Origin of the sequence: Methyloversatilis sp. (genome assembly GCF_051861465.1) — a bacterium.
In the GTDB taxonomy this organism is placed as follows: domain Bacteria; phylum Pseudomonadota; class Gammaproteobacteria; order Burkholderiales; family Rhodocyclaceae; genus Methyloversatilis.
In genome coordinates this window covers 22,021-46,018 of record NZ_JBHYCQ010000010.1, presented here as the reverse complement: position 1 = coordinate 46,018, position 23,998 = coordinate 22,021, and the positions used below count along the sequence as shown (strand labels likewise).

Annotated in this window: 23 protein-coding genes; 4 read left to right on the top strand and 19 right to left on the bottom strand. The window is 65.6% G+C overall.

All coding sequences use genetic code 11. The features are described from left to right. The 18 genes from ACTIFF_RS14545 to rfbF are packed head-to-tail and all read right to left on the bottom strand — an operon-like array spanning window position 1 to window position 17,899. Window positions 1-1,152 (bottom strand): glycosyltransferase family 4 protein, encoded by a 1,152-nt coding sequence (locus ACTIFF_RS14545; protein WP_439537479.1) that lies wholly within the window; start codon window positions 1,150-1,152, stop codon window positions 1-3. Further along, the gene (gene asnB, locus ACTIFF_RS14540; protein WP_439537478.1) at window positions 1,139-3,097 is read right to left on the bottom strand and encodes an asparagine synthase (glutamine-hydrolyzing); all 1,959 of its coding nucleotides are present in this window, start codon (window positions 3,095-3,097) and stop codon (window positions 1,139-1,141) included. Before asnB ends, ACTIFF_RS14545 begins: the two co-directional genes overlap by 14 nt. Before the next feature lie 10 nt (window positions 3,098-3,107). After that, entirely contained in the window at window positions 3,108-3,986 is an 879-nt protein-coding gene (locus ACTIFF_RS14535; RefSeq protein WP_439537477.1) for a glycosyltransferase family 2 protein, read from the bottom strand. After that, complete coding sequence (locus ACTIFF_RS14530) at window positions 3,976-5,184, bottom strand: CgeB family protein (RefSeq protein WP_439537476.1); 1,209 nt, start codon at window positions 5,182-5,184, stop codon at window positions 3,976-3,978. Before ACTIFF_RS14530 ends, ACTIFF_RS14535 begins: the two co-directional genes overlap by 11 nt. Before the next feature lie 3 nt (window positions 5,185-5,187). Continuing rightward, window positions 5,188-5,952 carry a class I SAM-dependent methyltransferase gene (locus tag ACTIFF_RS14525; protein WP_439537475.1) on the bottom strand — a complete coding sequence of 255 codons (765 nt, stop codon included), beginning with the start codon at window positions 5,950-5,952 and terminating at the stop codon, window positions 5,188-5,190. A gap of 6 nt (window positions 5,953-5,958) precedes the next feature. Then, on the bottom strand, window positions 5,959-6,822 hold the full coding sequence (locus ACTIFF_RS14520; protein WP_439537474.1) for a glycosyltransferase family 2 protein: 864 nt from the start codon (window positions 6,820-6,822) through the stop codon (window positions 5,959-5,961). Then, complete coding sequence (locus ACTIFF_RS14515) at window positions 6,807-7,535, bottom strand: FkbM family methyltransferase (protein ID WP_439537473.1); 729 nt, start codon at window positions 7,533-7,535, stop codon at window positions 6,807-6,809. Before ACTIFF_RS14515 ends, ACTIFF_RS14520 begins: the two co-directional genes overlap by 16 nt. Window position 7,536: 1 nt before the next feature. Continuing rightward, on the bottom strand, window positions 7,537-9,054 hold the full coding sequence (locus ACTIFF_RS14510; protein WP_439537472.1) for a lipopolysaccharide biosynthesis protein: 1,518 nt from the start codon (window positions 9,052-9,054) through the stop codon (window positions 7,537-7,539). A gap of 23 nt (window positions 9,055-9,077) precedes the next feature. Then, the gene (locus ACTIFF_RS14505) at window positions 9,078-9,857 is read right to left on the bottom strand and encodes a cephalosporin hydroxylase family protein (RefSeq protein ID WP_439537471.1); all 780 of its coding nucleotides are present in this window, start codon (window positions 9,855-9,857) and stop codon (window positions 9,078-9,080) included. Continuing rightward, window positions 9,850-10,569 carry a WbqC family protein gene (locus ACTIFF_RS14500; protein WP_439537470.1) on the bottom strand — a complete coding sequence of 240 codons (720 nt, stop codon included), beginning with the start codon at window positions 10,567-10,569 and terminating at the stop codon, window positions 9,850-9,852. Before ACTIFF_RS14500 ends, ACTIFF_RS14505 begins: the two co-directional genes overlap by 8 nt. Beyond that, window positions 10,566-11,105 carry a GNAT family N-acetyltransferase gene (locus ACTIFF_RS14495; RefSeq protein ID WP_439537469.1) on the bottom strand — a complete coding sequence of 180 codons (540 nt, stop codon included), beginning with the start codon at window positions 11,103-11,105 and terminating at the stop codon, window positions 10,566-10,568. The genes ACTIFF_RS14500 and ACTIFF_RS14495 overlap by 4 nt, the downstream gene beginning before the upstream one ends. A gap of 14 nt (window positions 11,106-11,119) precedes the next feature. Continuing rightward, window positions 11,120-12,274 carry a class I SAM-dependent methyltransferase gene (locus tag ACTIFF_RS14490; RefSeq protein ID WP_439537468.1) on the bottom strand — a complete coding sequence of 385 codons (1,155 nt, stop codon included), beginning with the start codon at window positions 12,272-12,274 and terminating at the stop codon, window positions 11,120-11,122. Between the two features lie 8 nt (window positions 12,275-12,282). Further along, a complete protein-coding gene (locus ACTIFF_RS14485) occupies window positions 12,283-13,122 on the bottom strand; it encodes a phytanoyl-CoA dioxygenase family protein (protein ID WP_439537467.1) in 840 nt (279 codons plus the stop codon). A 53-nt stretch (window positions 13,123-13,175) separates the two neighbouring features. Beyond that, window positions 13,176-14,282 (bottom strand): DegT/DnrJ/EryC1/StrS family aminotransferase, encoded by a 1,107-nt coding sequence (locus ACTIFF_RS14480; RefSeq protein ID WP_439537466.1) that lies wholly within the window; start codon window positions 14,280-14,282, stop codon window positions 13,176-13,178. Then, the gene (locus ACTIFF_RS14475) at window positions 14,279-15,505 is read right to left on the bottom strand and encodes a methyltransferase domain-containing protein (protein ID WP_439537465.1); all 1,227 of its coding nucleotides are present in this window, start codon (window positions 15,503-15,505) and stop codon (window positions 14,279-14,281) included. Before ACTIFF_RS14475 ends, ACTIFF_RS14480 begins: the two co-directional genes overlap by 4 nt. Then, the gene (gene rfbC, locus ACTIFF_RS14470; protein ID WP_439537464.1) at window positions 15,502-16,065 is read right to left on the bottom strand and encodes a dTDP-4-dehydrorhamnose 3,5-epimerase; all 564 of its coding nucleotides are present in this window, start codon (window positions 16,063-16,065) and stop codon (window positions 15,502-15,504) included. Before rfbC ends, ACTIFF_RS14475 begins: the two co-directional genes overlap by 4 nt. Next, entirely contained in the window at window positions 16,062-17,132 is a 1,071-nt protein-coding gene (gene rfbG / locus ACTIFF_RS14465) for a CDP-glucose 4,6-dehydratase (RefSeq protein WP_439537463.1), read from the bottom strand. Before rfbG ends, rfbC begins: the two co-directional genes overlap by 4 nt. Next, window positions 17,129-17,899 (bottom strand): glucose-1-phosphate cytidylyltransferase, encoded by a 771-nt coding sequence (gene rfbF, locus ACTIFF_RS14460; RefSeq protein WP_439537462.1) that lies wholly within the window; start codon window positions 17,897-17,899, stop codon window positions 17,129-17,131. Before rfbF ends, rfbG begins: the two co-directional genes overlap by 4 nt. Before the next feature lie 179 nt (window positions 17,900-18,078). Here rfbF and waaA point away from each other — a divergent pair, with 179 nt between their 5' ends. The 3 genes from waaA to ACTIFF_RS14445 are packed head-to-tail and all read left to right on the top strand — an operon-like array spanning window position 18,079 to window position 21,625. After that, the gene (gene waaA / locus ACTIFF_RS14455) at window positions 18,079-19,365 is read left to right on the top strand and encodes a lipid IV(A) 3-deoxy-D-manno-octulosonic acid transferase (RefSeq protein ID WP_439537544.1); all 1,287 of its coding nucleotides are present in this window, start codon (window positions 18,079-18,081) and stop codon (window positions 19,363-19,365) included. Between the two features lie 43 nt (window positions 19,366-19,408). Further along, entirely contained in the window at window positions 19,409-20,524 is a 1,116-nt protein-coding gene (gene gmd, locus ACTIFF_RS14450; RefSeq protein ID WP_439537461.1) for a GDP-mannose 4,6-dehydratase, read from the top strand. A gap of 15 nt (window positions 20,525-20,539) precedes the next feature. Next, entirely contained in the window at window positions 20,540-21,625 is a 1,086-nt protein-coding gene (locus ACTIFF_RS14445; protein WP_439537460.1) for a GDP-L-fucose synthase family protein, read from the top strand. On the opposite strand, the gene ACTIFF_RS14440 is transcribed toward ACTIFF_RS14445, so the two are convergent. Then, a complete protein-coding gene (locus ACTIFF_RS14440; protein ID WP_439537459.1) occupies window positions 21,612-22,808 on the bottom strand; it encodes a TIGR03790 family protein in 1,197 nt (398 codons plus the stop codon). The genes ACTIFF_RS14445 and ACTIFF_RS14440 overlap by 14 nt on opposite strands. Window positions 22,809-22,950: 142 nt before the next feature. Between ACTIFF_RS14440 and ACTIFF_RS14435 the strand changes: the two genes are divergently transcribed. Further along, complete coding sequence (locus ACTIFF_RS14435; protein WP_439537458.1) at window positions 22,951-23,961, top strand: zinc-dependent alcohol dehydrogenase family protein; 1,011 nt, start codon at window positions 22,951-22,953, stop codon at window positions 23,959-23,961. Window positions 23,962-23,998: the final 37 nt, after the last annotated feature.

Genomic DNA, 23,998 nt, shown 5'->3' with positions numbered 1-23,998 from the left:
TCAGAGCAGTTCGCGATAGATGGCAATCGTTTGTTCGGACGACAGCGCCGCCGAGTACTCGCGCTCGGCGATCCGGCGTCCGGCCTGCCCCATGCGCAGGCGCAACGACGGATCGGTGATCAGCGTCGCCAGTTTGTCGGCCAGATCGCGGGCATCGCGCACCCGGACGAGCAGGCCGTTCTCACCGTCGCGCACGACCTCGCGGCAGCCGGGCACATCCGTGGTGACGATGGGACGCGCCGCGGCGCAGGCCTCCAGCAGCGCCTTGGGCAGACCTTCACGGTAGGACGGCAGACAGACGATGTGGGCCGACGCGAGCATGGCCGGCATGTCGGTGCAGTGCCCGCTCCAGCTCACCAGGCCGGCGCGTTCCCACGCCTGCAACTGTTCGGCCTTCAGGGCCGCCGGGTTGTCGGCGTCGATGCCGCCGACCAGCACGAAATCAGCCTCGAGGCCTCGGGCGTGCAGCAGGCGGGCGGCCTCGACGAATTCATTGACACCCTTGTCGACCAGCATGCGTGCCGGCAGCACGATCCTGACGCGACCGTCCGGCTCGGGCGCACGACTGTAGGCATCGAGATCGACGCCGACACCCGGGACGAAACGGATGCTCCGCTCGGGTGCCAGACCCTCCCGGGTGAACATGCGTACATCATCCTGGTTCTGCAGGATCAGCCGGCTGCCCGGCACGGCCAGCACGCCGCGCAGCACCAGCCGCACGAAGGGCCGCAGCATACGCGCCGTCAGCGTCGACGACGAAAAAACGAAGCCCAGCCCGGGCAACGCGTTGACCACATGCTTCATGCCGGTCAGCCGGGCGGCCAGCCCGCCGTAGATCACCGGCTTGAGCGCAACGTGATGCACGACGTCGGGCCTGAGCTGCCGGTACAGTCGCATGATGTGCATCAGCAGCGCGAGATCGCTCACCGGGTTCAGGCTGCCGCGCTCGAACGGCACGTGATGCACTTCGATGCCCAGGCTGCGCAGGTATCCGGCGCGGTCACCGGTACGGGCGAGCAGCGCGACCTGCATGCCCTGGTCCATCGCGGCGAGCGCCAGCGGCAGACGATGCGAAATGAGCGCCCAGTCCTCGGTCACCAGAAACAGCAGCTTCTTTCCGGCGAGCGACACCGGCGCCTTACCGCTTGCCATGCCAGTGCTCCAGCCAGGACTGGAACATCAGCGCGTTCCAGATCGAATACTCCCAGTTGCGCCGGCCGGACAGATGCTCATCCCAGCGGGCGCGCACCAGATCGGCCGCCAGATAGCCGTCGGCGCGCAGGCGCTGCGGGTCGAGCAGTGCATCCGCCCAGGCACGCAGCGGGCCACGCAGCCATTCGCCGACCGGAATGCCGAAGCCCATCTTCGGCCGGTCGGTCAGCGCGGTCGGCACGTGGCGCGCCAGCACTTCGCGCAGCACGCGCTTGCCCACGCCACCCGATGCGCGCGCGCTGTCCGGCAGACGCCATGCGAATTCGAGGATGCGGTGGTCGAGCATCGGTACGCGCGATTCCAGACTGACCGCCATCGACGCGCGGTCGACCTTGACCAGGATGTCATCCGGCAGATAGCTCACCGTGTCCGCATACATCATCGCGTCGACGAAGCGGTCGTTGCCACCGAAGCGGTCCCAGCCGGCATCGGCGGCCATCGCATCCGGCGGCTCGACGCCGGGGCAGATGTCCCATTCCCAGAAGCGCACCAGTCGGTCGTACAGCGCACGCGGCTCGACCAGCGCCAGCACTTCGGCCAGCTTGTGCAGCTTGTCGCCCGGATTGGCGTAGTTGTAACGCGCCGGCAACAGGCCCATGAAGGGCTTGAGCAGCTTCGACCAGGTGACCGGCCGCAGCAGGCGGATCATCGATGCGGCCTGCGCCCGCACCGGCGTCGGCAGACCGGACAGCCTGCGCCACAGCGCCTGCGCGATGAAGTAGCGGTTGTAACCACCGAACAGCTCGTCACCGCCGTCGCCCGACAGGCTCACCGTGACATGTCCGCGCGCCAGCTTCGACACCAGATAGGTCGGGATCTGCGACGAATCTCCGAACGGCTCGTCGTACAGCTGCGGCAGCAGCGGAATGACCGCGCGCGCCTCGTCGGCCGTCACGTACTGTTCGGTGTGCTGCGTGCCCAGATGACGTGCCACGGCCGCTGCGTGCTGCGCCTCGTCGTACCCTTCCTCGTTGAAACCGATGCTGAAGGTGCGCACCGGCGCGCCACCCAGCTTCTGCATCAGCGCCACCACGGTCGACGAATCGATGCCGCCCGACAGAAAGGCGCCGAGCGGCACGTCCGCCATGCTCTGCAGGCGGATCGTGTCGCCGAGCAGCTGCTCCAGCGTGTCGGCCGCGTCCTGCAGCGAGCCGGAAAAAGGCTGCGCGCGCGCCACCTCGATGGCGGACAGCGCATGCCAGTAGCGCCCCATCACCGGCTCGGCGTCGGCTGCGTCGTAGCGCACCGTCGCGCCCGGCTCCAGCTTGCGGACACCCCGGTAGATCGACCACGGCGCCGGCACGCAGGCGTAGCGCATGAACAGCGAAACCGCCTGGCGGTCGATTTCGGGCGACCAGCCGGGCAGCGCGGCGAATGCCTTCAACTCGGATGCGAACACCAGATCGCCGTTGCCCGCACGACCGTAGTAGAGCGGCTTCTCGCCGAGCCGGTCGCGTGCCAGCTGCAGCACGCGCGCCTGGCGGTCCCACAGCGCCAGCGCAAACATGCCGACGCAGCGCTGCAACGTGGCTTCGAAGCCCCACTCGGCAAACCCTTCGAGCAGCGTTTCGGTGTCGGAATGGCCGCGCCACGGCGTGGCACCGGCGCGCTGCGCGTCCAGCACGTCGCGCAGCGCGGCGTGATTGTAGATTTCCCCGTTGAAGGCGATCACGTAACGGCCGCAGCGCGACTGCATCGGCTGGTGGCCCGCCGGCGACAGGTCGACGATGGCCAGCCGCCGGTGCGCCAGACCCAGTCCGGTCCCGGTGTCGATCCACGTACCGCCGCCATCCGGACCGCGATGCAGCATGGTCGCCGCCATGGCCTGCAACACAGCTTCAGCGGGGTCGGCGCGCGGCGACCACAGTCCTGCAATTGCACACATGGGTGTTCTTTCAGTTCCGCGCGGCGCGAAGCTGCGCCGACAGTCTTGTCCATTCGTCGCGCAGGGTATCCGGGATCGTACCGACGCGGCGACGGATCACGTCCCGATCGCGCCGAAAGCCCATGGCCAGAAGATCGCGCACGGCGGCAGCGGCATGCAGCAGCGTCGAGACGCAGGCGTCCATCGGCGAGCCGTACGCCCACACCGCACGCAGGAAGTGGTAGCGCCCGAGCAGCGTCTTGCGCACCGACAGCTGCGCGTAGCGGTAGGCCAGCAGCGGTTGCCCGATCGCCGCGAACCGGCTGCCGCGGAAAGTGCGGTAGAGCAGATGCTGGTCCTGCGCCTTGACGGCCTTCTCGTCATACGGATGCGCACGGAACCACTCCGCCCGGCCCATCCAGGTCGGATGCGGCATCGGAAAATGCAGCGCCGCACGATGCACGAGCTGGTCATGCCCGGTCGGGCTGAGCGCCACGCCGATCGGCGCGCCGGCGTCATCGATCATGAGCACCGACGCCGCCAGCAGATCGACGTCCGGATGTGCGTCAAGGTAGTCGGCCTGCACGCACAGCCGCTGCGGCAGCGCGATGTCGTCGGCGTCCATGCGCGCGATGTAGCGGCCGCGCGCCAGTCGCACGCCCTCGTTCAGCCGGGTGGCCAGCCCGGCACTGTGCGCGTGCCGGATCAGGCGGATGCGCGGGTCGCCGAGCAGGCGCGGCGACTCGGCGCCCGCGTCGCGCGAGCCGTCGTCGATGGCGATCAGTTCCCAGTCTTCTTCGGTCTGCCACTGCAGCGAAGCCACGGCGTCATCCAGTCCGCTGCCGCCATCGCGGAAGGACATGACGATGCTGATGCGCGGTGCAGCGCCCGCCACGGCTTCAGCTTGCACGGTAGAACAGCCGGCCGGGCAGCCCGGCCGCGCGATAGGTCACCGCACCGCACAGCCGCCAGCTCAGTTCGAACAGCAGCCGGCGCGCGGCACGCTCGCCGCGGCGTTCGCCCCACACCCACTGCAGCGGCCGCACCATCAGCCCGCGCAGGGCGCGCAGCGCAAGACCGCTGCGATGCCCGCCCACCGCCTGCAGGAACTTCGTGCGATCCATCGGCCAGGCCACTGTGCGCGCCGTGCCGGCGCATTCTTCCAGCAATGGCTGGAAGCGCCTTTCGTACAGGTGTTCTGCCATGGTGCGCCGGTAGCCGGCCCATGCCATGGCGTCGCGACGCGCGGGATCGGCCAGCAGCGCGCGCGCGCGCTCGACCAGGTCGCTCTCGTCGGTGAAGGTTTCGATCTCGCTGCCGCAGACGTAATACGCGTCGAGACGGTCGGCGACCTCCGTCATAAGGCACCCGCCAGCCGCCGGCACCTCGAACACGCGCGCCTTGATCTGCCGGCTGCGGTACGGGCGAAAGCCGCGCCACTGCAGGCCCGAATCGCCGAAATTGAGACTGATGCGCGAACTGCGGTAGAGCTCGGGAATGCGCTCCGCCGCCACCGGCCCGCTCGGCCAGCCCTGACCGAAGCAGGCGACCGGCAAGCCGCGTTCGCGCAGGCGCTCGACCCAGCGACCCCGGTTGCCATAGGCCGAGCCGATGAAGCTCACGTCATGCTCACAGTCGGCCGACGCCAGCGGCTCGCGCGTGCGGGTGCCGCTGGCTGCCCACTGGCTGAGGCGGAACATGGCCAGCCCGTCGGCGCGGGCCGCGTCGAAGGCGTCATGCGAGGTGGTCGCCCACAGGCTGACCTCGGGCGCGACGAAACGCGAAAACTGGCTGTACTTCCATGAGTCGTCGGTGCCCCAGTTCAGCACCGGCAGACCCGCGCCGCGCAGCGTCTGCAGCGTTTCCGACCAGATTTCGTACCCCATCAGCACGCAGAACACGAGGTCCGGACGCAGCGCGTCGATACGCTCGAGCAATGCGGTGTTGAGCGCGGCGAAATCGGCCTGCGCCGTGCGGTCCCACGATTCGAAATGGTGCACGTCATGGCCGAGCGCTCGCAGCGCCGGCAGGAAGTTGCTGTACTCGTAGCCCTCGCCGCGCAACGGGTCGCCGTAGTTGTGGCGACCGAACACACACAGGATGTTCATGCCTCAGGGGGCCCCGCGCGTCGAAGCCGGTGCGCTGCGGCGCACCGCGGTCACGTGATAGCCGATGGTGAAGCGCTGCTCGCGGTCGTAGCGGTCCAGCAGCGCGGCCGCCAGCGGAATCAGGCCGGCCAGCACCGGCAGCAGCAGCAGCCAGAACGGCCACCACAGCAGGCTGGGTAACAGGGGCAGACGACGGAACGGCATCGTGCCGGCGACAAAGCGCAGCGACTCCTGCGAAAAGAAGCGGAACGAGCCGGCGTTGGCTTCGACGTGAATCGACTCGAACCCGGCCGCTTCGAGCACGCGCCGGTGCCACCAGGGCGTGAAGCCGCCGAAATAATGATGCGGCTCCTGATGGATGCCGGAACCGAGCGGTGCCGTCAGCATCAGCCGGCCGCCCGGGCGCAGCAGGCGCGCAAACTCGTTGATCACCTTTTCCGGCTCGGCCAGGTGTTCGATCACCTCGGTGCACAGCACGGCTTCGAAACTGGCATCCGGCGCCGGGATCGCTGCGGCATCGCAGATGTAATCGATCTGTCCGTAACCACCGTGCCGCAACTGGTCGTCCTTCAGGCCGGTGAAGTCCTGCGTGCGATAGTCGCAGTGCGCGAACAGCGGGCGGTACGGGCAGGAGCCGGCGCCCACATCGAGCACCCGCGTGCCGGCAGGGAGCAACGCCGCCTGCTGCGCCACCCAGCGATCGCGAAAGACGAGGTTGAAGGCGAACAGGGGGTTCGTCCGGAGCTGTTTTCTGAGAAAGGCGATCACGTTGAATCAGGTCCTGGAAGGCCGGAGGCTTCGCATCAATGCGGCGCGCTCCTGACCCGCGAACAACCGCGCGGTCAGCAGGGCAAGCGAGATTTCGATCCGCACCCGCTGCAGCAGGCCGAATCCGGTCTGCGCGAGGATCGAACGCGCCGCAGTATAGAAGGGAAGGTAGCGCAGTCCGCTGCCCCAGGAACCGTGCTGGGTCTTCACCACATATTCGGTTCCTTCGACCCCGGCCGTATAGAGCCGCTCGGGGACCAGTACGACGCCCCGCCCCTGCGTGATCAGACGCAGCGCGAAGTAGCAGTCGTAGTAATCGAACATTTCACCTTCGAGAAAGAACTGCACCGCTTCGCGTCGATGCACGCCGTAGATGACGCCCGGCGCCATGCACTGCAGGAAGGCGCAGAAATTCTGTCCGCGGCTGTGATCGGGTGACAGCGCGGGCATCGTAACCGGGACACGCCGGCCATTGCCGCGGTACAGCGTTTCAACCCCGGTCATCGCGGACACTGCGCCGGGTGCGCTCAACAGCGCGCTCATGCAGGCCTCGACGAACCCGGGCGCCCACTCGTCATCATCCGCCGCCCACATGAAAAACTCGTCGCGGCAAGCGTCCAGCAGAAAACGGAAATTGCCGGTCGCGCCGAGTGACGTCGGCTGCCGGACATAGCGGATGCGCGGATCGCGCGCGGCCATCTCAGCCACGACCTCCGCCACCGCAGGGTCAGGCGACGCGTTGTCCGACACCAGGATGTCGATGTTCGGATAAGTCTGCGCACTGAGGCATGCCAGCGTGTGCCGCAACCCGGCCGGACGATTGTAGGTCGGCACGCCGATGCCGACACGCGGCATCACCTGTTGATCCACGACTGCTCGTCCACATAGATCGTGTTGATATAGGTGTCGGCAAAGCGGATATAGCCCCGACCCAGCAGCAGATCATCGATCTCGCTTCGCTTTTCGCCCTTGCCGGTCGAGGAGAACACGATGGTTTCCACGCAGATGACGCTCGGGCGGTGGCGCGCCGGATCGAGCGACTGGAGGATTTCGTAGTCCAGCCCTTCGACGTCGACCGACAGGAAGTCGGGCGTTGCCTTGAAATGGGCGTCGATGACGGCGCCGATCATATTCACCTCGACGCGGTGCCGGGCGTCGATCCGATAGCCCTGCGACACATACATGTTGGCTTCCGGTTCAGACAGCGTATTCAGCGTGCGCGTCGACATGATGAACAGCTCGAATGAACCTGGTTCGGGGCCGATGCCGATGTTCAGATTGACGTCTCGTGGCCGCTTGTCGAGAAACCGCGCATGCAGTTCCGGATCGGGCTCGATCGTGACACCCTGGCAGCCCTGTTCATAGAACAGATAGGTATTGCTGAGAAAGGTCGGGTGATGCGCGCCGATGTCCAGATAGGACGGGCTGGCAATGCCGAGCATGTCGAACACGGTGCGTACGATCACGTCTTCGCCGCACTGCGCGTAGGACTTGCGGTAATCGATGCCGGCCTTGCGGCGCAACAGGTCGGTGGCGCGCTTGAACAGCATGCCGCGGCGGCGGGCGTCAAACAGTGATTTCATGTCAGTGGTCAAAGGCGCGACGGGCCGCGGACAGCGGCCAGATGTCGAAAAGTCGTTGGCGCAGCCGGTCTGCGCTGAATGCCCCGGCAAGCAGCGCCATCAGACCACACAGGCCCAGCAGGCAGACCGTCAGCACGGTACCGAAAGGCTCGCTCAGGATGAAGGCGAAAGCGTAGGTCGCAAGGGCAGCGGCAGCGAGGGGCGACAGGATGTCCTTCACATACCAGCTGACCTTCTCCGCCGGCAGCAGCCGGCGATACATGAAATGCATCCCTATCGTCATGTATCCGATATTCAGCGCCACCCACGCCCATGCGGCGCCCGTGGCACCGTAGCGCGGCGTTGCCCACAGGATGGCGGGAATGAGCAGCGTCACCGCCACCAGATTCACGCGCACCGCGAAGCCGGACCAGCCGTGCGCGAGCTGCAGCATGTACGGGATGTACATCAGACCGTTCAGGAAGGTGCCGGCAGCCAGCAGCGCCAGCAGTGGTGCGGTGTGCGCAGACAGCGCGGCATCGCCCGTCCATGTTCGGAGCAGAACCTCCGGCAGCAGGATCATGATCAGGGCCGGCGGCGCACACAGCACGGTCACCGCTTGCGCACTGCGGTGATACAGATCCGCCAACGCATCGCCATCCTCTGTCGTCGCCAGTTCGGTGAGACGCGGATAGACCGCCTGCGTTACCGGGGTGGCGAGCAGCGTGAGCGCCGACGCGACGGTTGCCGCCAGCGTGTAGTAACCGAAGGCCTCGAGCGAAATCAGGCGCGACAGCAGCACCTTGTCGATCTGCGTGAGCAGCAGCGCGAGCAGCGTGGTCGCGATCATGCCGCCGGCGAAATGACGCACGTCCAGCAGCGCCTGCTTCGAGAATCGCGCGGCGGTGTCGATGGCGGGCAGCGTGCGATGTGTGGCCAGCGCCAGCCCCGCCACGGCAAACAGCGACGCGCACGCCTGCCAGATGAAGAAGGCTTCGATGGTCGGCGACACCCAGATCAGCACCGCAACCGCGCCGGCGGCACGCAGGGTCGCGTTCAAGGCGTTGAACGCATTGAAGAACACCTGACGCTGCAGACCCATCAGCGCACCGCGGTAGATGCCCTCGACGAAGCGCAATGCGATCACGATGCCCATCAGCGCGATCGCATCGGCGACCGACGATACGGGCAGCGCGCCGGGCTGCAGCCAGTCCGACGCCAGCCAGCCCGAAGCGGCCCAGATCACCAGCACGATGCCGGCCGCCATCGCGATGCAGATCCATTCGAGCGTGCGCAGCAGGTCGTTGATGCTCCGCGCCGAGTGGGAGCCGGCGGTGAAGCGCGCCATCTCGCGATTGAGCGTCGGCGTCATGCCCAGATCGAGGAGCACCATCCATGCCTGCAGCATCGTGAACACGCCGATCAGGCCGAACGCCTCGACGCCGAGATAACTCAGGTACAGCGGCACGAATGCGAATTGCATCAGTGCAGTCCAGCCCTGCCCGAGATAGTTGGCGACGACGTTCCTGCGTACGGACACAGACGGCCTCTCCGATGACACGGTCAGCGATCGCGCCGCAGATAGCCGTCGGGCGCCACACTGATCAGCAGCTTGTGATCGATCGCCTTGTCGATGGTGAATTCCGGATGTGACTTGAGGTATTCATGCACCGCAGTCTTCGGATTGTTGCCGGGACCCCACGGGCGATCCGGGAACATGTCGGCCGGCATGTCCTCGACCAGGGTGTCGAATACCACGCAGTAGCTGCCGGGACTGGTCAGCGGCGCATAGGCCTCGAGTTCGGCCAGCACATGTTCGTGCGTATGGTTGCTGTCCAGACAGATCAGCACCTTCGAATGGTTGGCCGCGATGGCCTTCACCTGTCCGATCACTTCCGCGCTGATGCTGGAACCCTGGATCATTTCGATGCGCGACGCCATCGGGTGGGCCTCGATTGCGGCACGGTTGTGCGCGCGGATGTCGATGTCGATGCCGAGCACCTTGCGCGCCGGCTTGCGCGGATCGACGGTTTCACCGCGTTCCGCCGCATCGCACAGTTCGAGCAGCGCCAGCATCGAGGCGCTGAAAACCAGCGATCCGCCGTGCGCGATGCCGGTTTCGATGATGAGATCGGGCCGGACCGCCCAGATGATCTCCTGCATGGCCCAGGCATCGTTCGGAAACTGGATGGCCGGGCGGCCGAGCCATCGGAAGTTGTAGGCATACTTGTGACGCGAGATCTCCCTTACCCAGACGCGCGACAACGCCTGCAGGTCGCCGTCCCGGCCGAGAGACTCGATGTTCGCCTCGACTTCGGCCTTGAATCGTTCGATTTCATCCATGTTCTACGAATTCCTTCCAGTTTCGTGTTCCGGAGCAGATCAGGGACCGCCCCGCTTTTCCCTTGTTCGCAATGAGGTCAAGGATTGAAACAAACGGCGTGAATGCGCCGTGCAGCTGTTCGTAAGGCACTTTCCGGTAATCCATGTAGGACACCGACACGCCTTCGCGCTCGAACAACGCGTGATCGAGATAATTGCGCGCGCCGTGCCCGGTGATGTATTCGGTGCCACCCACCGCGTGCACCACATCGAGCACCCGCCTCGAGCTCGCCCCCGGAATCGACAGTTCATCGATATGAACGAAACGTCGTCCGCGCAGCAGGTCGAAATAGTCGCAGACGGTGCTCAGACTGGCTTCGCTCAGTTCGGCAATCGTCTCGTGGTTGCGCGCATAGACGCCCTGCACCAGCGACATCATCTCGTCGAGGAACGGCGCCTCGCCATACGATGCGAGAAGCATCCTGATGTGATCCGCGCGCCACGCTCTCGTGTCGTCGATGCGCACCTCGTTGATGCGCTGACCGAGACTGACTTTCCCGAGCGGGACGGTCAACCAGTGTGAACCTTTCTCCGTCTTGATCTGCACCCGGTTGGTGAAGCTGCCCTTGGAGAACTGGACATCCGAGTAATGGACATAGACGTCGGCCAGCGCAATCTGCTCGAACATGCCCACCCATGGGAAAAACATGGGCTGGGAGATGACCACCTTCACGCGCCGTCCTCGTCTGCAGACGCAGCACAGAGAAATTTCTCCATGATCAGCACATCCTGATATCCGAGTGCGGACGCATGATGCCGACGCAACACCCCGGCCTGATTGAAGCTCGCGGCAGCATAGAAGGCGATGGCTCGCGTGTTCGAAGTCAGCACCTTGAGGAGCAGCTTGCGCAGCCGGAACACCCGCACGAGATAGGCTTCAAGCAATGCGAGCGCTTCAGCGCCAAGTCCCATGCCCTGTGATCGAGGAAGCAGGGCGATGCCCAGAAAGGCGGTCCGGTTGCGTCGGTCGAGTTCCGTAATCTGCACGAAGCCCGCCGGCTGGTCGTCTGCTGCCGTGGCAATGACAAACAGAAGACCATCCTCCCTGCCGGAACGCTCCGACAACCACTGCCGGGTGCGCTCGAGGGAATTGGGCCGGGGCTCTGCCATCAGCATTTCCTGCAGCTCGACATCATTGCGCAGCAGCTGCAGCGCAGGAACATCCGCTTCCTTCCATGCGCGCAGGATGACTGTTGCTCCGTTCAGCATGCTTCGGGTCTCCTTCAGAGGAAGAACTTGCGCAGCGCAGTCAATGCATCGAGCTGATCAATGATCGCCTTCGCATTGGCCGGGTTCAATCCGACCATCAGCACCGAAATGTCGGTCGGCAGCGAGGACGGGTGGATGACGGGGCAACCGTTGACGACACGCCCCTGAAGATGGGGATTCTGGTCAAGGAAGCAGCGGATGCGTTCCGGTTTCTCAAGCACGGCGGCAAGAAAGGCTCCGTAGAAACCCGCGCCGTAGACGGCCAGCACATCATCGTCGCGGAGCGTGCGTTCGAAGTCCCGTGCCTTCTGCGCCGCAGTCGACCAGAAATCACCGAGCCGGCGCGCCTCTGCAAGCAGTGCAGCAACTGAAGGATCATCGCGCGTCGAAGCGTCGGCTCCCGAAATCGACTTCCCCGCAACGACGACAAAGGCACCCCGGTGTACCGTGTCGTCTATATCCACGCTGGCGAATCCTGCATCGGAAAACATCCTCAGGATTGAAGTGTGGGTGAAGTGATTGACGTGATCGACGACCACGAGATCCGCGACATTCGAGAACACGTTCGGCACGATGCAGTAAAAGCGACCGTCAGGGCGCAGCAGGGACGCCACAGTCCGCAGGGATGCAACCGGATCCGGAATGTGTTCGAAGGCGAAAAACGAAGTGATGACATCGAAGTACGCGGTCCATTCGCTGCGTGGTACGTAGGTCGACCAGCGGTCTGGCGTCAGAAAGGTCGCCCAGAAAGGTACATAGCGATCGCTGACATCGAACAGATTCAGCTCGATGTCAGGCCGAGCTTGCGCGAGTGCTCGATAGGTCGAACTTTTGGCGCAGCCATAGTCGAGCAGCTTCGTGCCCGCGCTGAGTGACAGCTTGTCCTGCAGGACAGCGACCTGGTGCGCAGTGCGGAAAACGGGCGTCCCGGCGATGACTTCGTAAATCTGGTCCTCGTCCTCGCTCTCGACCAGGATGTCGTATTCCTTGTCGTAGTAAGTCGGTGCATGTACCACTTCATCCGTCTGGATGTGTGCGCATGCAGGACACGCCCGGACACGCGTCGGCGTGTCGACGATGCGACACAGCGAAGTGAGCGAAGCTCCTGCGCCCGAATCGTAGAGTGCCGGCAGCAAGGCGGCAGCGCAGACATTGCATTGATCAGTCATGGACGTCCTCAGTCTGCGACCAGTTCGGGGTGAATCGTGGTGAAGTCGGTGCCGGCGGCATAGGAGCCACGCCATGCATGCGACACCCCGGTCGGCTCCCGGAAGTTGAAGAGCCGGCTCTGCATGGACCAGCGCGATCGCCGGCTCGTGTTCTGACCGGACGCATGAAGTGTCAGAAAATCCATGATCAGCAGGTCGCCCGGATGGGTCAAGGGCGCCCGCTCGGGATAACGCGCCACGCGCGCTGCGCGGTCAGACAGGATGAGTCCGTATGCGCCCGCCTTGTCAGGGTGGTCCGGGTCGCGTGTCAGCACGGGCACCAGCCCCTCGGCCTGAGATCCGACGCACACGCGTACCGGTCCCATGTCCGCCTCTATCGACACCAGCGGACTCCAGAACACCGCGCCATCCACACTGCGCAGCTGGGCCGGGTATTCCTGGTGCCAGTCGGCGCGAAAGCGCTCCTCACCCGGATTGTCGATGCGTATGCCGTAACCACCGCCGGCAATGCCAGCGAGATCCGTCTTGCGCAGCTGGCGGAAGACCGCCTCGTGTCCGGTCGAACAGACGAGGCGGACAAATGCCGGAATCTGCTTGACGGCGTCGTAGACAACCCCGCCAAGACGGCGATCGTGTGCAATGAGGTCCGCGAACTGGTGGTCGAAGTGCGCGACGCTGTCGGGTGCTGTGACCGGCAAACCGTGGCTCGCCCTGACCAGCGCGATGATTTCGGCGATCGCTGCCTGGATGGGCCGGATCTCGGCATCCACGTCGTAGAAACCACGGAGCAGGACAAAGCCGTCGCGATGAAAGTCATCGATCTCTGTCTGGTGAAGTTGTTCGCGCATGAGCGTTTCCTCGTCGGGCTTCGCGGCTGCTTCGTCGAGCGCCGCTGTCTGGGTCAGGGCAGATCGCGAAGTATCGACACGACGCGCTGCAGTTCATCGTCGGTGATGTCGTGGTAGGCCGGCAGATTGATGGCGCGCGCAGCGATGTCGCGTGCCACCGGCAAGCCGTCGCCCCGGTCGAAAGGCGAGGTCGACGACAGCGGCCAGAAGAACACGCGCGCGTCGGCATTGCCGCGGGCGAAAGCTGCCTGCAGCATTTCCCGCGTCACCCCCCTGTCCCGGCTGAACACGACGGTCGGCATCCAGAAGCCGTTCTGCGTACCCGCGGGCTCCGGGTTCATCGAAACACCGGCCACATCGGCGAGGCCCTCCCGGTAGGCCGTGAATATCCTGCGCTTGCCGGCGATCAGTTCGTCGATGCGCTCCATCTGGGCGCAGCCGATGGCGGCCTGGATGTTCGACATCTTGTATTTGAAGCCGACCATGTCGGGCCAGAACTGTTTCGTCTGGCTGCGTGCCCTGCCGTGGTTGCTGAGTGTGAGCACCCGTTCGTACAGCGCGTCGTCGTTGGTGACGAACATGCCGCCTTCACCGGTGGTCATGGTCTTCGTGCCATGAAAGGAGAAGGCACCGAAGGCGCCCATGGAGCCGGCACGCCTGCCGCGCCACACCGAGCCGATCGCCTCTGCGGCATCCTCGACGACCGGAATGCCGTGGCGGGCGCCAATGGCGAGCAGCGCATCCATGTCACACAGATTGCCGTACAGGTGCACCGCGAGGATGGCCCGCGTACGCGGCGTGATGGCCGCTTCGACCAATGCGGGATCGGCACACCAGGAATCGGGCCTGATATCGACGAACACCGGATCCGCGCCCAGATGCACAACCGGTGCGACCGATGCGATCCAGTTCGTGTCGGCGAGAATCACCTCATCGCCCGGTCCGACGCCCAATGCCGCCAGACCCATGTGCAGCGCGCCGGTGCAGCTGGAGGTGGCGATGGCGTGGCGCACGCCAAGATGCGTGCGAAAGGCGTCTTCGAAACGGGTGATGTACTCGTAACAGCGCTCGCCCCAGCCGTTGCGGGCGGCATCGGTGGCGTAGCTGACTTCGAGTTCGGTGATCGAAGGCTTCGTATAGGCAATGCGCGGCGGGGTCATGCGATCTCCAGTGCAGGAACCGCCGTGACGAAGCGCGTTCCGCCCGCGTGCAGCGACTGCAGCTGGGAGAACACTTCCTGACGCAGGTTCCACGGCAGGATCACCAGGTAATCAGGCGGCTCGGCCTGCAGCCGCGACTCGTCGACGATGGGTATGCGGCTGCCCGGCATGAACATGTCCTGCTTGGCCGGATTGCGGTCGACGACGTACGAAATGAGGTCGCCGCGGACGCCGGCGAAGTTCAGCAGGGTGTTGCCCTTGGCTGCCGCCCCGTAGGCCGCGACCGTCCTGTCGTCGCGTCGCGCGTCGATCAGGAAGGCGACCAGATCGTTCTTCACCTTCTCCGCCTTGTGCTGGAAACCGCTGTAGAACGCGGGCTGGGTCATGCCGGCCGCGTGCTCGCGCGCCAGCATGCCGGCCACTGCCGGTGCCACCGGCCGGCGGCCGGTCTGCGCGCGCTGTGCGAATACGCGCAGGCTGCCACCGTGCGTCGGCAATTCTTCCACATCGAATACGCTCAGGCCGTTCGACTCGAAGATGCGCGCAACCGCAACCAGCGACAGGTAGGAAAAATGTTCGTGATAGATGGTGTCGAACTGGTTGAGCTGCACCAGATTCAGCAGATGCGGAAATTCGAAGGTGGCCACGCCGTCGTCCTTGAGCAGGCGGGCGAAGCCGGCGACGAAGTCGTTGATGTCGGGGACGTGCGCCAGCACATTGTTGGCCGCCATCAGGTCGGCGCGGCGCCCCGCCGCGGCCAGCTCATCGGCCAGTGCCACGCCGAAGAACTGTTCGATCACCTCGATGCCGCGGCCGCGCGCGGCGGCGGCGGTGCTTGCGGTCGGTTCGATGCCGAGGCACGGAATGCCGCGTTCGCGTACGTACTGCAGCAGGTAGCCGTCGTTGGATGCGACCTCCACCACATGCGAGGTCGCGCCGAGACCGAAGCGCTCCGTCATGCCCGACACGTAAGCCCGGGCATGCGCCAGCCAGCTGCTCGAAAAGGAGCTGAAATAGGCGTAATCGTCGGAAAACAGCTCGCCGTGGTGCGCATAGTCTTCCGTCTGCACCAGCCAGCAGTGATCGCACACCAGCACGCGCAGCGGATACCACTTCTCGGGTTCCGACAATGCGGCCTGCGTCAGGTAGGCATTGGACGGCGGTGCGCTGCCCAGATCGATCAGCGGCAGCGTCAGTTCAGTGCCGCAGTGGCGACATTTCATGCGGTGATTCCCTTGAAATCCGGGTCGAGCATCGGGTGCGTGCGATCGCGCTCCGACAGGTCGGTGATGTCCAGCGGCCAGCGTATCGCCAGCGCGGGGTCGAGCGCGTTGGCCGCACCCTCGGCATCGGGCGCATAGGCGGCGCTGTGCAGGTAAAGCAGTTCGCAGTCGTCGGTCAGCGCCTGGAACCCATGCGCGAAGCCGCGCGGGATCAGCAGACTGCGCCGGTTGTCGGCGGACAGCACTTCGCCGTGCCAGCGCAGGAAGGTGGGTGAGCCCGCGCGCAGGTCGACGGCCACGTCGAACACCTCGCCGCGCAGGCAGCTCACCATCTTCACTTCGGCATGCGGCGGACGCTGATAATGCAGGCCGCGCAGCGCGCCGCGGGCACGCGTCAGCGTATGGTTGATCTGTGCGATCGGCGCGTCGAAGCCGGCTTCGCGCAGGGTTTCGGCGCAGAAGAAGCGCGACAGGAAGCCGCGGTGATCCTCGATGCGCGGACGCTGAACGACGACCAGTCCGGCAAGCGGGGTGGGCGACCAGTCAGGGCAATTGCTCATGAACGGTCCGCATCCGCTGACGCGACATGGTCGGCAATCTGGGCCAGGCAGACAGCACGCATGTCAGCGCCGGCACGCCACGCCTGATGCCACTGCAGCGTGCGGTCGAGCGCCTCGGCCAGACGCCAGCGCGGTCGCCAGCCCAGCCGCGAACGGGCCTTGCTGCTGTCGAGCTTCAGATAATGGGCTTCGTGCGGCTGCGGCGCCGCGTCGACCTGCCAGACGAGATCGGACAGTCGCGACGCGAGGCGTTCGACGATCCAGCCGACACTGCGCGCGTCGTCCTCCGCCGGACCGAAATTCCACGCTTCGGCGAAATCGCCGTTGCCACCGGCCAGCGCTTCGGCCAGCGCGAGATAGCCGGACAGCGGTTCGAGCACATGCTGCCAGGGACGCACGGCATGCGGCGAACGCACCGGCAGCGTGCGGCGCGCGTCGAGCGCACGGAAGATGTCGGGCAGCAGCCGGTCTTCGGCCCAATCGCCGCCGCCGATCACGTTGCCGGCCCGGGCAGTTGCCACCGCAACGCCGGCCTCCTTCAGGAAGGACGCGCGGTAGGCGGCCGTGACCAGTTCGGCGCAGCCCTTGCTGGCGCTATAGGGATCGTGCCCGCCCATCGGCTCGATTTCGCGATAGGCCCAGGGCCACTCCCGGTTCTCGTAGCACTTGTCGGTCGTGACATTGACCACCGCCGCGACGCCGCCGGCGCTGCGCACGGCTTCCAGCAGGTTCACGACGCCCATCACGTTGGTGGCGAAGGTGTCGACCGGCTCGCGGTAGGACTGGCGCACCAGCGCCTGGGCGGCCAGGTGAAACACGATCTGCGGCCGCACCTCGCGGCACAGCGCCGTCAGCGTCGTCAGGTCGCGGATGTCGGCCAGGGTGGACGACGCCAGCGCTCCATCCACCCCGGCAACGGTGAACAGGTTGGGCGAAGCGGGCGGCACCAGTGCGTAGCCATGCACCTCGGCACCCTGCGCATGCAGCCACAACGTCAGCCAGCTTCCCTTGAAGCCGGTGTGCCCGGTCAGCAGGACGCGTCGGCCGCGCCAGAAGCCGTCGCTCATTCCCAGCACTTCCACGGCGCACGGCCGGATTGCCAGATTTCTTCAAGCTGGTTCTTGTCGCGCAGGGTGTCCATCGCCTGCCAGAAACCGGCGTGCGGATAGGCCATCAGGCGATCGTCGCGCGCCAGCTGCATCAGCGGCTCGGCCTCCCAGCTGGTCTGGTCACCGGAAATCAGGTCGATGACCGACGGATCGAGCACGAAGAAACCACCGTTGATCCACGCGCCATCTCCGGCCGGCTTTTCCTGGAAGCTGCGCACTGCATGGCCGTCGAGGTTCAGCGCGCCATAGCGCCCGGGCGGCTGGATGGCCGTCACCGTCGCCGCCTTGCCGTGCGCGCGATGGAAATCGACCAGCGCACCGATATCGACATCGGCCACGCCATCGCCGTACGTGAAGCAGAAAGGCTGATCGCCCAGATGCTGGCGCACCCGGCGCAGCCGGCCGCCGGTCAGCGTGTTTTCGCCAGTGTCGACCAGCGTAACGCGCCACGGCTCGACGTAGCGCTGATGGACTTCCATCTCGTTTTTCGACATGTCGAACGTGACGTCGGACATGTGGAGGAAGTAGTTGGCGAAGTACTCCTTGATGACGTAGCCCTTGTAACCGAGGCAGATCACGAAGTCGTTGATCCCGTAACGGGAATAGATCTTCATGATGTGCCACAGGATGGGCCGGCCGCCGATTTCTATCATCGGCTTGGGCTTGAGGTGCGACTCTTCGGAAATCCGGGTGCCGAGGCCGCCGGCGAGAATCACGGCTTTCATTGAATGACGGGTCCAGTGTGTAGTGCTGCGAACGCGCGACGGAATTGCGCGCCGGTCAGGTGTCCGATTATCTCACGCCGCCGCGGGCAGCCGGGAGGCTGCCGCCATCTTGGTATCCTTGGCACTGATCGGTCCGGCGCCCTGCCGGCTGCCCGCCTCCGGCTTCCTGACCCGTGCCCCTGAATCGCGTTCTGTACACCCTGATCTGGCTGGTCGCACTGCCCGCCGTGCTGCTGCGCCTGGCGTGGCGCGCCCGCCGGGAATCGGGTTACGCATGCGATGTCGCCCAGCGGCTGGGCTTCTTCCGCGTTGAACCCGCTGCATCGACCCTCTGGATACATGCTGTGTCGGTCGGCGAAACGCGCGCCGCCCAGCCGCTGATCGCTGCGCTGCGCGAGGCCCACCCCGACGCCCGCATCCTCCTGACCCAGACGACCGCGACCGGGCGCGCCACGGCGCAGGCGCTTTACGGCGATACGGTGGCCCTCGCCTGGCTGCCCTGGGATCTGCCGTGGGCGCAGCGTGCCTTCCTGCGTGCCTGGCGTCCGGCCATCGGCATCCTGATGGAAACCGAACTGTGGCCCAACCTGATTGCCGAGTGCCACCACCTCGGCGTTCCGGTGGTGCTGGCGAATGCCCGCCTGTCGGAACGGTCCGCGCGCCGCTACGCAAGAATGCCCGCACTGACCGGCGCGATGCTTCAAGCACTCTCCGGCATCGCCGCTCAGACGGCTGCCGACGCCACACGGCTGAATGCGCTCGGTGCGCACAATGTGACGATGACCGGCAATCTGAAGTTCGACCTGGCACCGCCGCCGGATCAACTCGCGCTCGGCCAACGGTGGCGCGCGGCGCTCGGTGCCCGCCGGATCGTGCTGCTGGCCAGCACCCGCGACGGCGAAGAGGGGCTGCTGCTGCCGGCGCTGCAGGCACAGCTGCCGGACGATGTGCTCATTGCGCTGGTGCCGAGGCATCCGCAGCGCTTCGACGAGGTGGCCGGCATCGTGGCCGGATGCGGCTTGCACGCGATACGGCGCAGCGAACGCACGCTGCCCGGCGACCGTGACCCGGTGTGGCTCGGCGACTCGATGGGTGAAATGGTCGCCTGGTATGCGCTGGCGGACGTCGCCGTCATCGGCGGCAGCTGGCTGCCGCTGGGCGGTCAGAATCTGATCGAGGCCTGCGCGGCGGGCTGTCCGGTCGTCGTCGGACCACACATGTTCAATTTCGCCCAGGCCACCGATGACGCGCTCGCGGCCGGCGCCGCCGTCCGGGCCGGCGGACCGGACGACATGGCGTCGATGGTCGTCAGCCTGCTCGAGGATCTGCAGGCGAGACAACGCATGGCCAACGCCGGCCGGGCCTATGCCGCCATGCACCGGGGCGCCACCGCGCGCTGCATGGCACTCATCGAACCGCTGCTCGCCGCGCGACTCGAGCAGGTTGCGCGCGATCATCGGCGATAATCGCGCGCTGTTATCCCGTGCCTTTCACACCGGATCAAAGCACATGACCAAAATCGCACTCATCACCGGCGTGACCGGCCAGGACGGCGCCTATCTCGCCGAATTCCTGCTCAAGAAGGGCTACGAGGTGCACGGCATCAAGCGCCGCTCCTCGCTCTTCAACACCGACCGCATCGACCACCTGTACGAAGACCCGCACGTCGACAACCGCAAGTTCATCCTGCACTACGGCGACCTGACCGATTCGACCAACCTGGTGCGCATCGTCCAGGCGGTGCAGCCGGACGAAATCTACAACCTGGCCGCCCAGTCGCACGTGGCGGTCAGCTTCGAAGAGCCGGAATACACGGCCAACGCCGACGGCATCGGCGCACTGCGCATCCTCGAAGCCATCCGCATCCTGGGGCTGGAGAGGAAAACGCGCTTTTATCAAGCGTCGACGTCCGAACTCTATGGCCTGGTGCAGGAAATCCCGCAGAAGGAAACCACGCCCTTCTACCCGCGAAGCCCGTACGCCTGCGCCAAGCTCTACGCCTACTGGATCACCATCAATTACCGCGAGGCGTACGGCATCTACGCCTGCAATGGCATCCTGTTCAATCACGAGTCGCCGGTGCGCGGCGAAACCTTCGTGACGCGCAAGATCACGCGTGCCATCGCGCGCATCGCACTCGGGCTGCAGGACTGCCTGTACCTGGGCAACATGAGTGCCTTGCGCGACTGGGGCCATGCGCGCGACTACATCGAAATGCAATGGCTGATGCTGCAGCAGGACGTGGCGGAAGACTTCGTGATCGCCACCGGCGTGCAGTACAGCGTGCGCCAGTTCGTCGAATTCGCCGCCGCCGAGCTGGGCATCACGATCCGCTTCGAAGGCGAGGGTGAGCAGGAGGTGGGCATCGTCGCCGCGATCACGGGTGACCGCGCCAAGGCGAAGGTGGGCGACGTGATCGTGAGGGTCGATCCGCGCTACTACCGGCCGACCGAAGTCGAAACCCTGCTCGGCGACCCGACCCGGGCGCGCGAAAAGCTGGGCTGGACGCCCAAGACGACGCTGCGCGAACTGGTGAAGGAAATGGTGGAAGCCGACTACACCAGCGCCAAGCGCGATGCGCTGGTGAAAATGGCGGGCTTCAAGGCCTACGACCACTTCGAATAGGCGCGGGCCACAGACATGGACAAGAACGCGCGTATCTATATAGCAGGCCACCGCGGCCTGGTCGGCTCGGCCATCGTGCGCAACCTTGAAGCCAGGGGCTACACCAACCTGGTCACCCGTACGCACGCCGAGCTGGATCTGACCGACGCGGCCGCGACCGATGCCTTCTTCGCCACCGAAAAGCCCGAGTACGTGTTCCTGGCTGCGGCCAAGGTCGGCGGCATCGTCGCCAACAACAGCTATCCGGCCGAATTCATCCGCGACAACCTGGTCATCCAGACCAACGTGATCCACAGCGCGTACACGCACGGCGTGACGCGGCTGATGTTCCTCGGCTCAAGCTGCATCTACCCGAAGCTTGCGCCGCAGCCGATGCGCGAAGATTGCCTGCTGACCGGCCCGCTCGAACCCACCAACCGGCCATATGCGCTGGCCAAGATCGCCGGCATCGAAATGTGCTGGAGCTACAACCGGCAGTACGGCACGCAGTATCTGGCGGTGATGCCGACCAATCTGTACGGCCCGGGCGACAACTACAGCCTGATGAACAGTCATGTCATCCCGGCCATGATCCGCAAGTTTCACCTCGCCAAACTCGCTTCGCAGCGCAACTGGGCCGCCATCGAGCAGGACGAGGCTGTGCATGGCGCCATCCCCGACGACCTCAAGGCGCAACTGCGCGCCGCTTGCAACTTGAATCTTGAATCTTGCATCTCCCTCTGGGGCACCGGCACGCCGCGGCGCGAATTCCTGTACAGCGACGACATGGCCGACGCCTGCGTCTTCCTGATCAACCTGCCGGACGACCAATACGCGAGCCTGCTGGGCAGTGACGAGTCAAAGACCGGCCGCTTCGAGCCGCCGCTGGTGAATGTGGGCGTGGGTGAAGACGTGACGATCAAGGAACTGGCCGAACTCGTCGGCAAGGTGGTGGGCTTCGACGGCGACCTGGTGTTCGACACGACCAAGCCAGACGGCACGCCGAGGAAGCTGATGGACGTGACGCGGCTCAATTCGATCGGGTGGCAGGCAAGCACTGGCCTGGCCGAGGGCCTCGCGCGCGCCTTTCGCGACTTTCAGGCAGGCCTCAGCGCACCCTGACGGCGCCGACACCGCGGTCGACCTTCAGCCGTTGCCGCGCAAAGCCCGCAGGCAGCATCAGCTGCTGTACCGCGCGATACGGCCCGACCACGCTCCGCGCCACTTCGATCACCGCCCGCCGGCCGGTCGCCGAATGCGACTCGACCCACCATCCCGCGTCATCCCGCATGGTGCGGGTACCGAACGGGCGCGCCAGCGGCTCGCCGATGAACACGCCCTCGCCCGGCCAGGCGACGCTCTTCCAGTAGGCCTCGATCAGCGTGTCACCTTCCGCGTACAGGCCCATCAGGATGCCCGGATGGGGAAACTTCTGCAGGTGGTTGCACGGCTCGATCACCGTGCCGTAGCTGCCGGTGGCGCCCGCCGTCAGCCATTCGAGTGCGCTCATCTGCGCGGTGTTGTCGAGCAGGGTGCCGCCGACCGACGTCAGGTGGTCGGCCGGAGCCCCCGGCAGAAAGCCCAGCGTCGGCAGTGCCGGCACGCGCACCGCGCCGGTGAAATAGCCGATCACGTCCTGCTGGCCGAACGCTTCGGCCGCCCTCGGGCTGGCGAACTGCAGGCCACGCACCTGGGCCATCGTTTCGTCGAACAGCAAGGAGCGAACATTGCGCGCCGCGTCTTCGGTGCGCACCAGATACACCGTGCCTTTCGGATAGCTGTAGTCGGCAGCCACGCCGCGGTCGATCAGGCGCTTCACCTGCTCGACCGATTCGCCCGCCAGAAGCATGGCGGGCCGGGGCATCGCGGCGTTGTCGGGCGCGTTGCGGCCGTTGTTGAAATAGCCGCTCGGCCGCGTCGGGCCGCAGGTCGATGAACAGAAGCTTTCGTCGTAGCCGAAAGCAAAGGCGGAGGTGATGCTCATGCAGCCGGCGCGCCACGGGCGCGTCCAGGCCAGCGCGAAGGCCTTGATGCCGGGTGCCAACCTTGCGCCGACCTCGGCGTATACCCGTTCGAACTCTTCCCGCGACAGCGCGCCGCGTTCATGCGGAAAGCTCACCTCGATGACGTTGGCCGCCGGGATGTCGCGCTGTTGACGATAATAGGCGGCGGATTCCACGCTCGCCGGATCCGACACATTGACGATGAGCGCCAGTTCGCCGGCGCCGAGGGCGTGTGCAGCGTGCACGCAGAACAGCAGCAAGGCCGGCAGCAGCCAGCGCAGGCGGGACGGGAATTTCGGCATGTCACGTTCGGAGGGCAATGCGGCCAGGCCGCCAGTCTATATAGGCAGGCTCATGCGAGACACCCGTCCGCACCGGGGCATGGCACCATCGCGTCGCAGATCGAGCTGCGCCCACGACAATATCAAACGGAGGTTCACACGAATGCGTTACCAAGCCTATCTTGAGCAGTGCAATGCCGACAGCCTGACGATGATCGACGCTGAAGTCCCGCGTCCCGGTCCCGGTCAGGTGCTGGTAAAGATGCGCGCAGCGTCACTCAACTACCGCGATCTGTTCATCCTGCAGGGTCTGTATCCCGGCGTCGACTCGAAGGATCTGGTTCCGCTGTCCGATGGCGCGGGCGAGGTGGTCGAAATCGGTGCGGGCGTTGACCGCTTTGCCGCCGGCGACCACGTGATCGGCACCTTCTTCGAAACCTGGATCGCCGGCCGGCTGCAGCCGGCGTACTTCGGCAAGACCCTGGGCGGCACCGCGCCCGGGGTGCTGACCGAATACCGCCTGTTCCCGCAGGATTCGCTGGTGGCCAAGCCGGCCCACCTGAGCTTCGAGGAAGCGGCCACCCTGCCGTGCGCGGCGCTGACCGCGTGGAATGCGCTGTTCGAAGGTCCGGCGCCGCTGCGCGCAGGCGATCGCGTGCTGGTGCTCGGCACAGGCGGCGTATCGATGTTCGCACTGCAGTTCGCGAAGGCGGCGGGCGCCGAGGTGATCGCCACGTCGTCGAGTGACACCAAGCTCGAAAAGGCGAAGGCGCTCGGTGCGACCACGCTGATCAACTACCGCAGCCATCCGGACTGGGATCAGGAAGTGCGCACGGCCACCGGCGGCGTGGGCGTTGACCACGTGGTCGAAGTCGGCGGCCCGGGTACGCTGCAGCGCTCGATCGCTTCGCTCGGCCAGAACGGTCAGGCGCACCTGATCGGCGTGCTGACCGGCGGCGAGATCAATCCGCTGCCGCTGCTGTTCACCACCTCGACGGTGCGCGGCGTGTTCGTCGGCTCGCGCGAAATGTTCGAGTCGATGAACCGGGTGATTTCGCTGCACAAGATCCGCCCGGTCATCGACCGCGTGTTCGGCTTCGCCGAGGCCCGCGCGGCGCTGGCGCACCAGCAGAGCCAAGCCCATGTCGGCAAGGTCGTCGTCAGCATGGGCTGAAAGGCAGATGCAAGAAGAAAGATGCGAGATTCAAGCG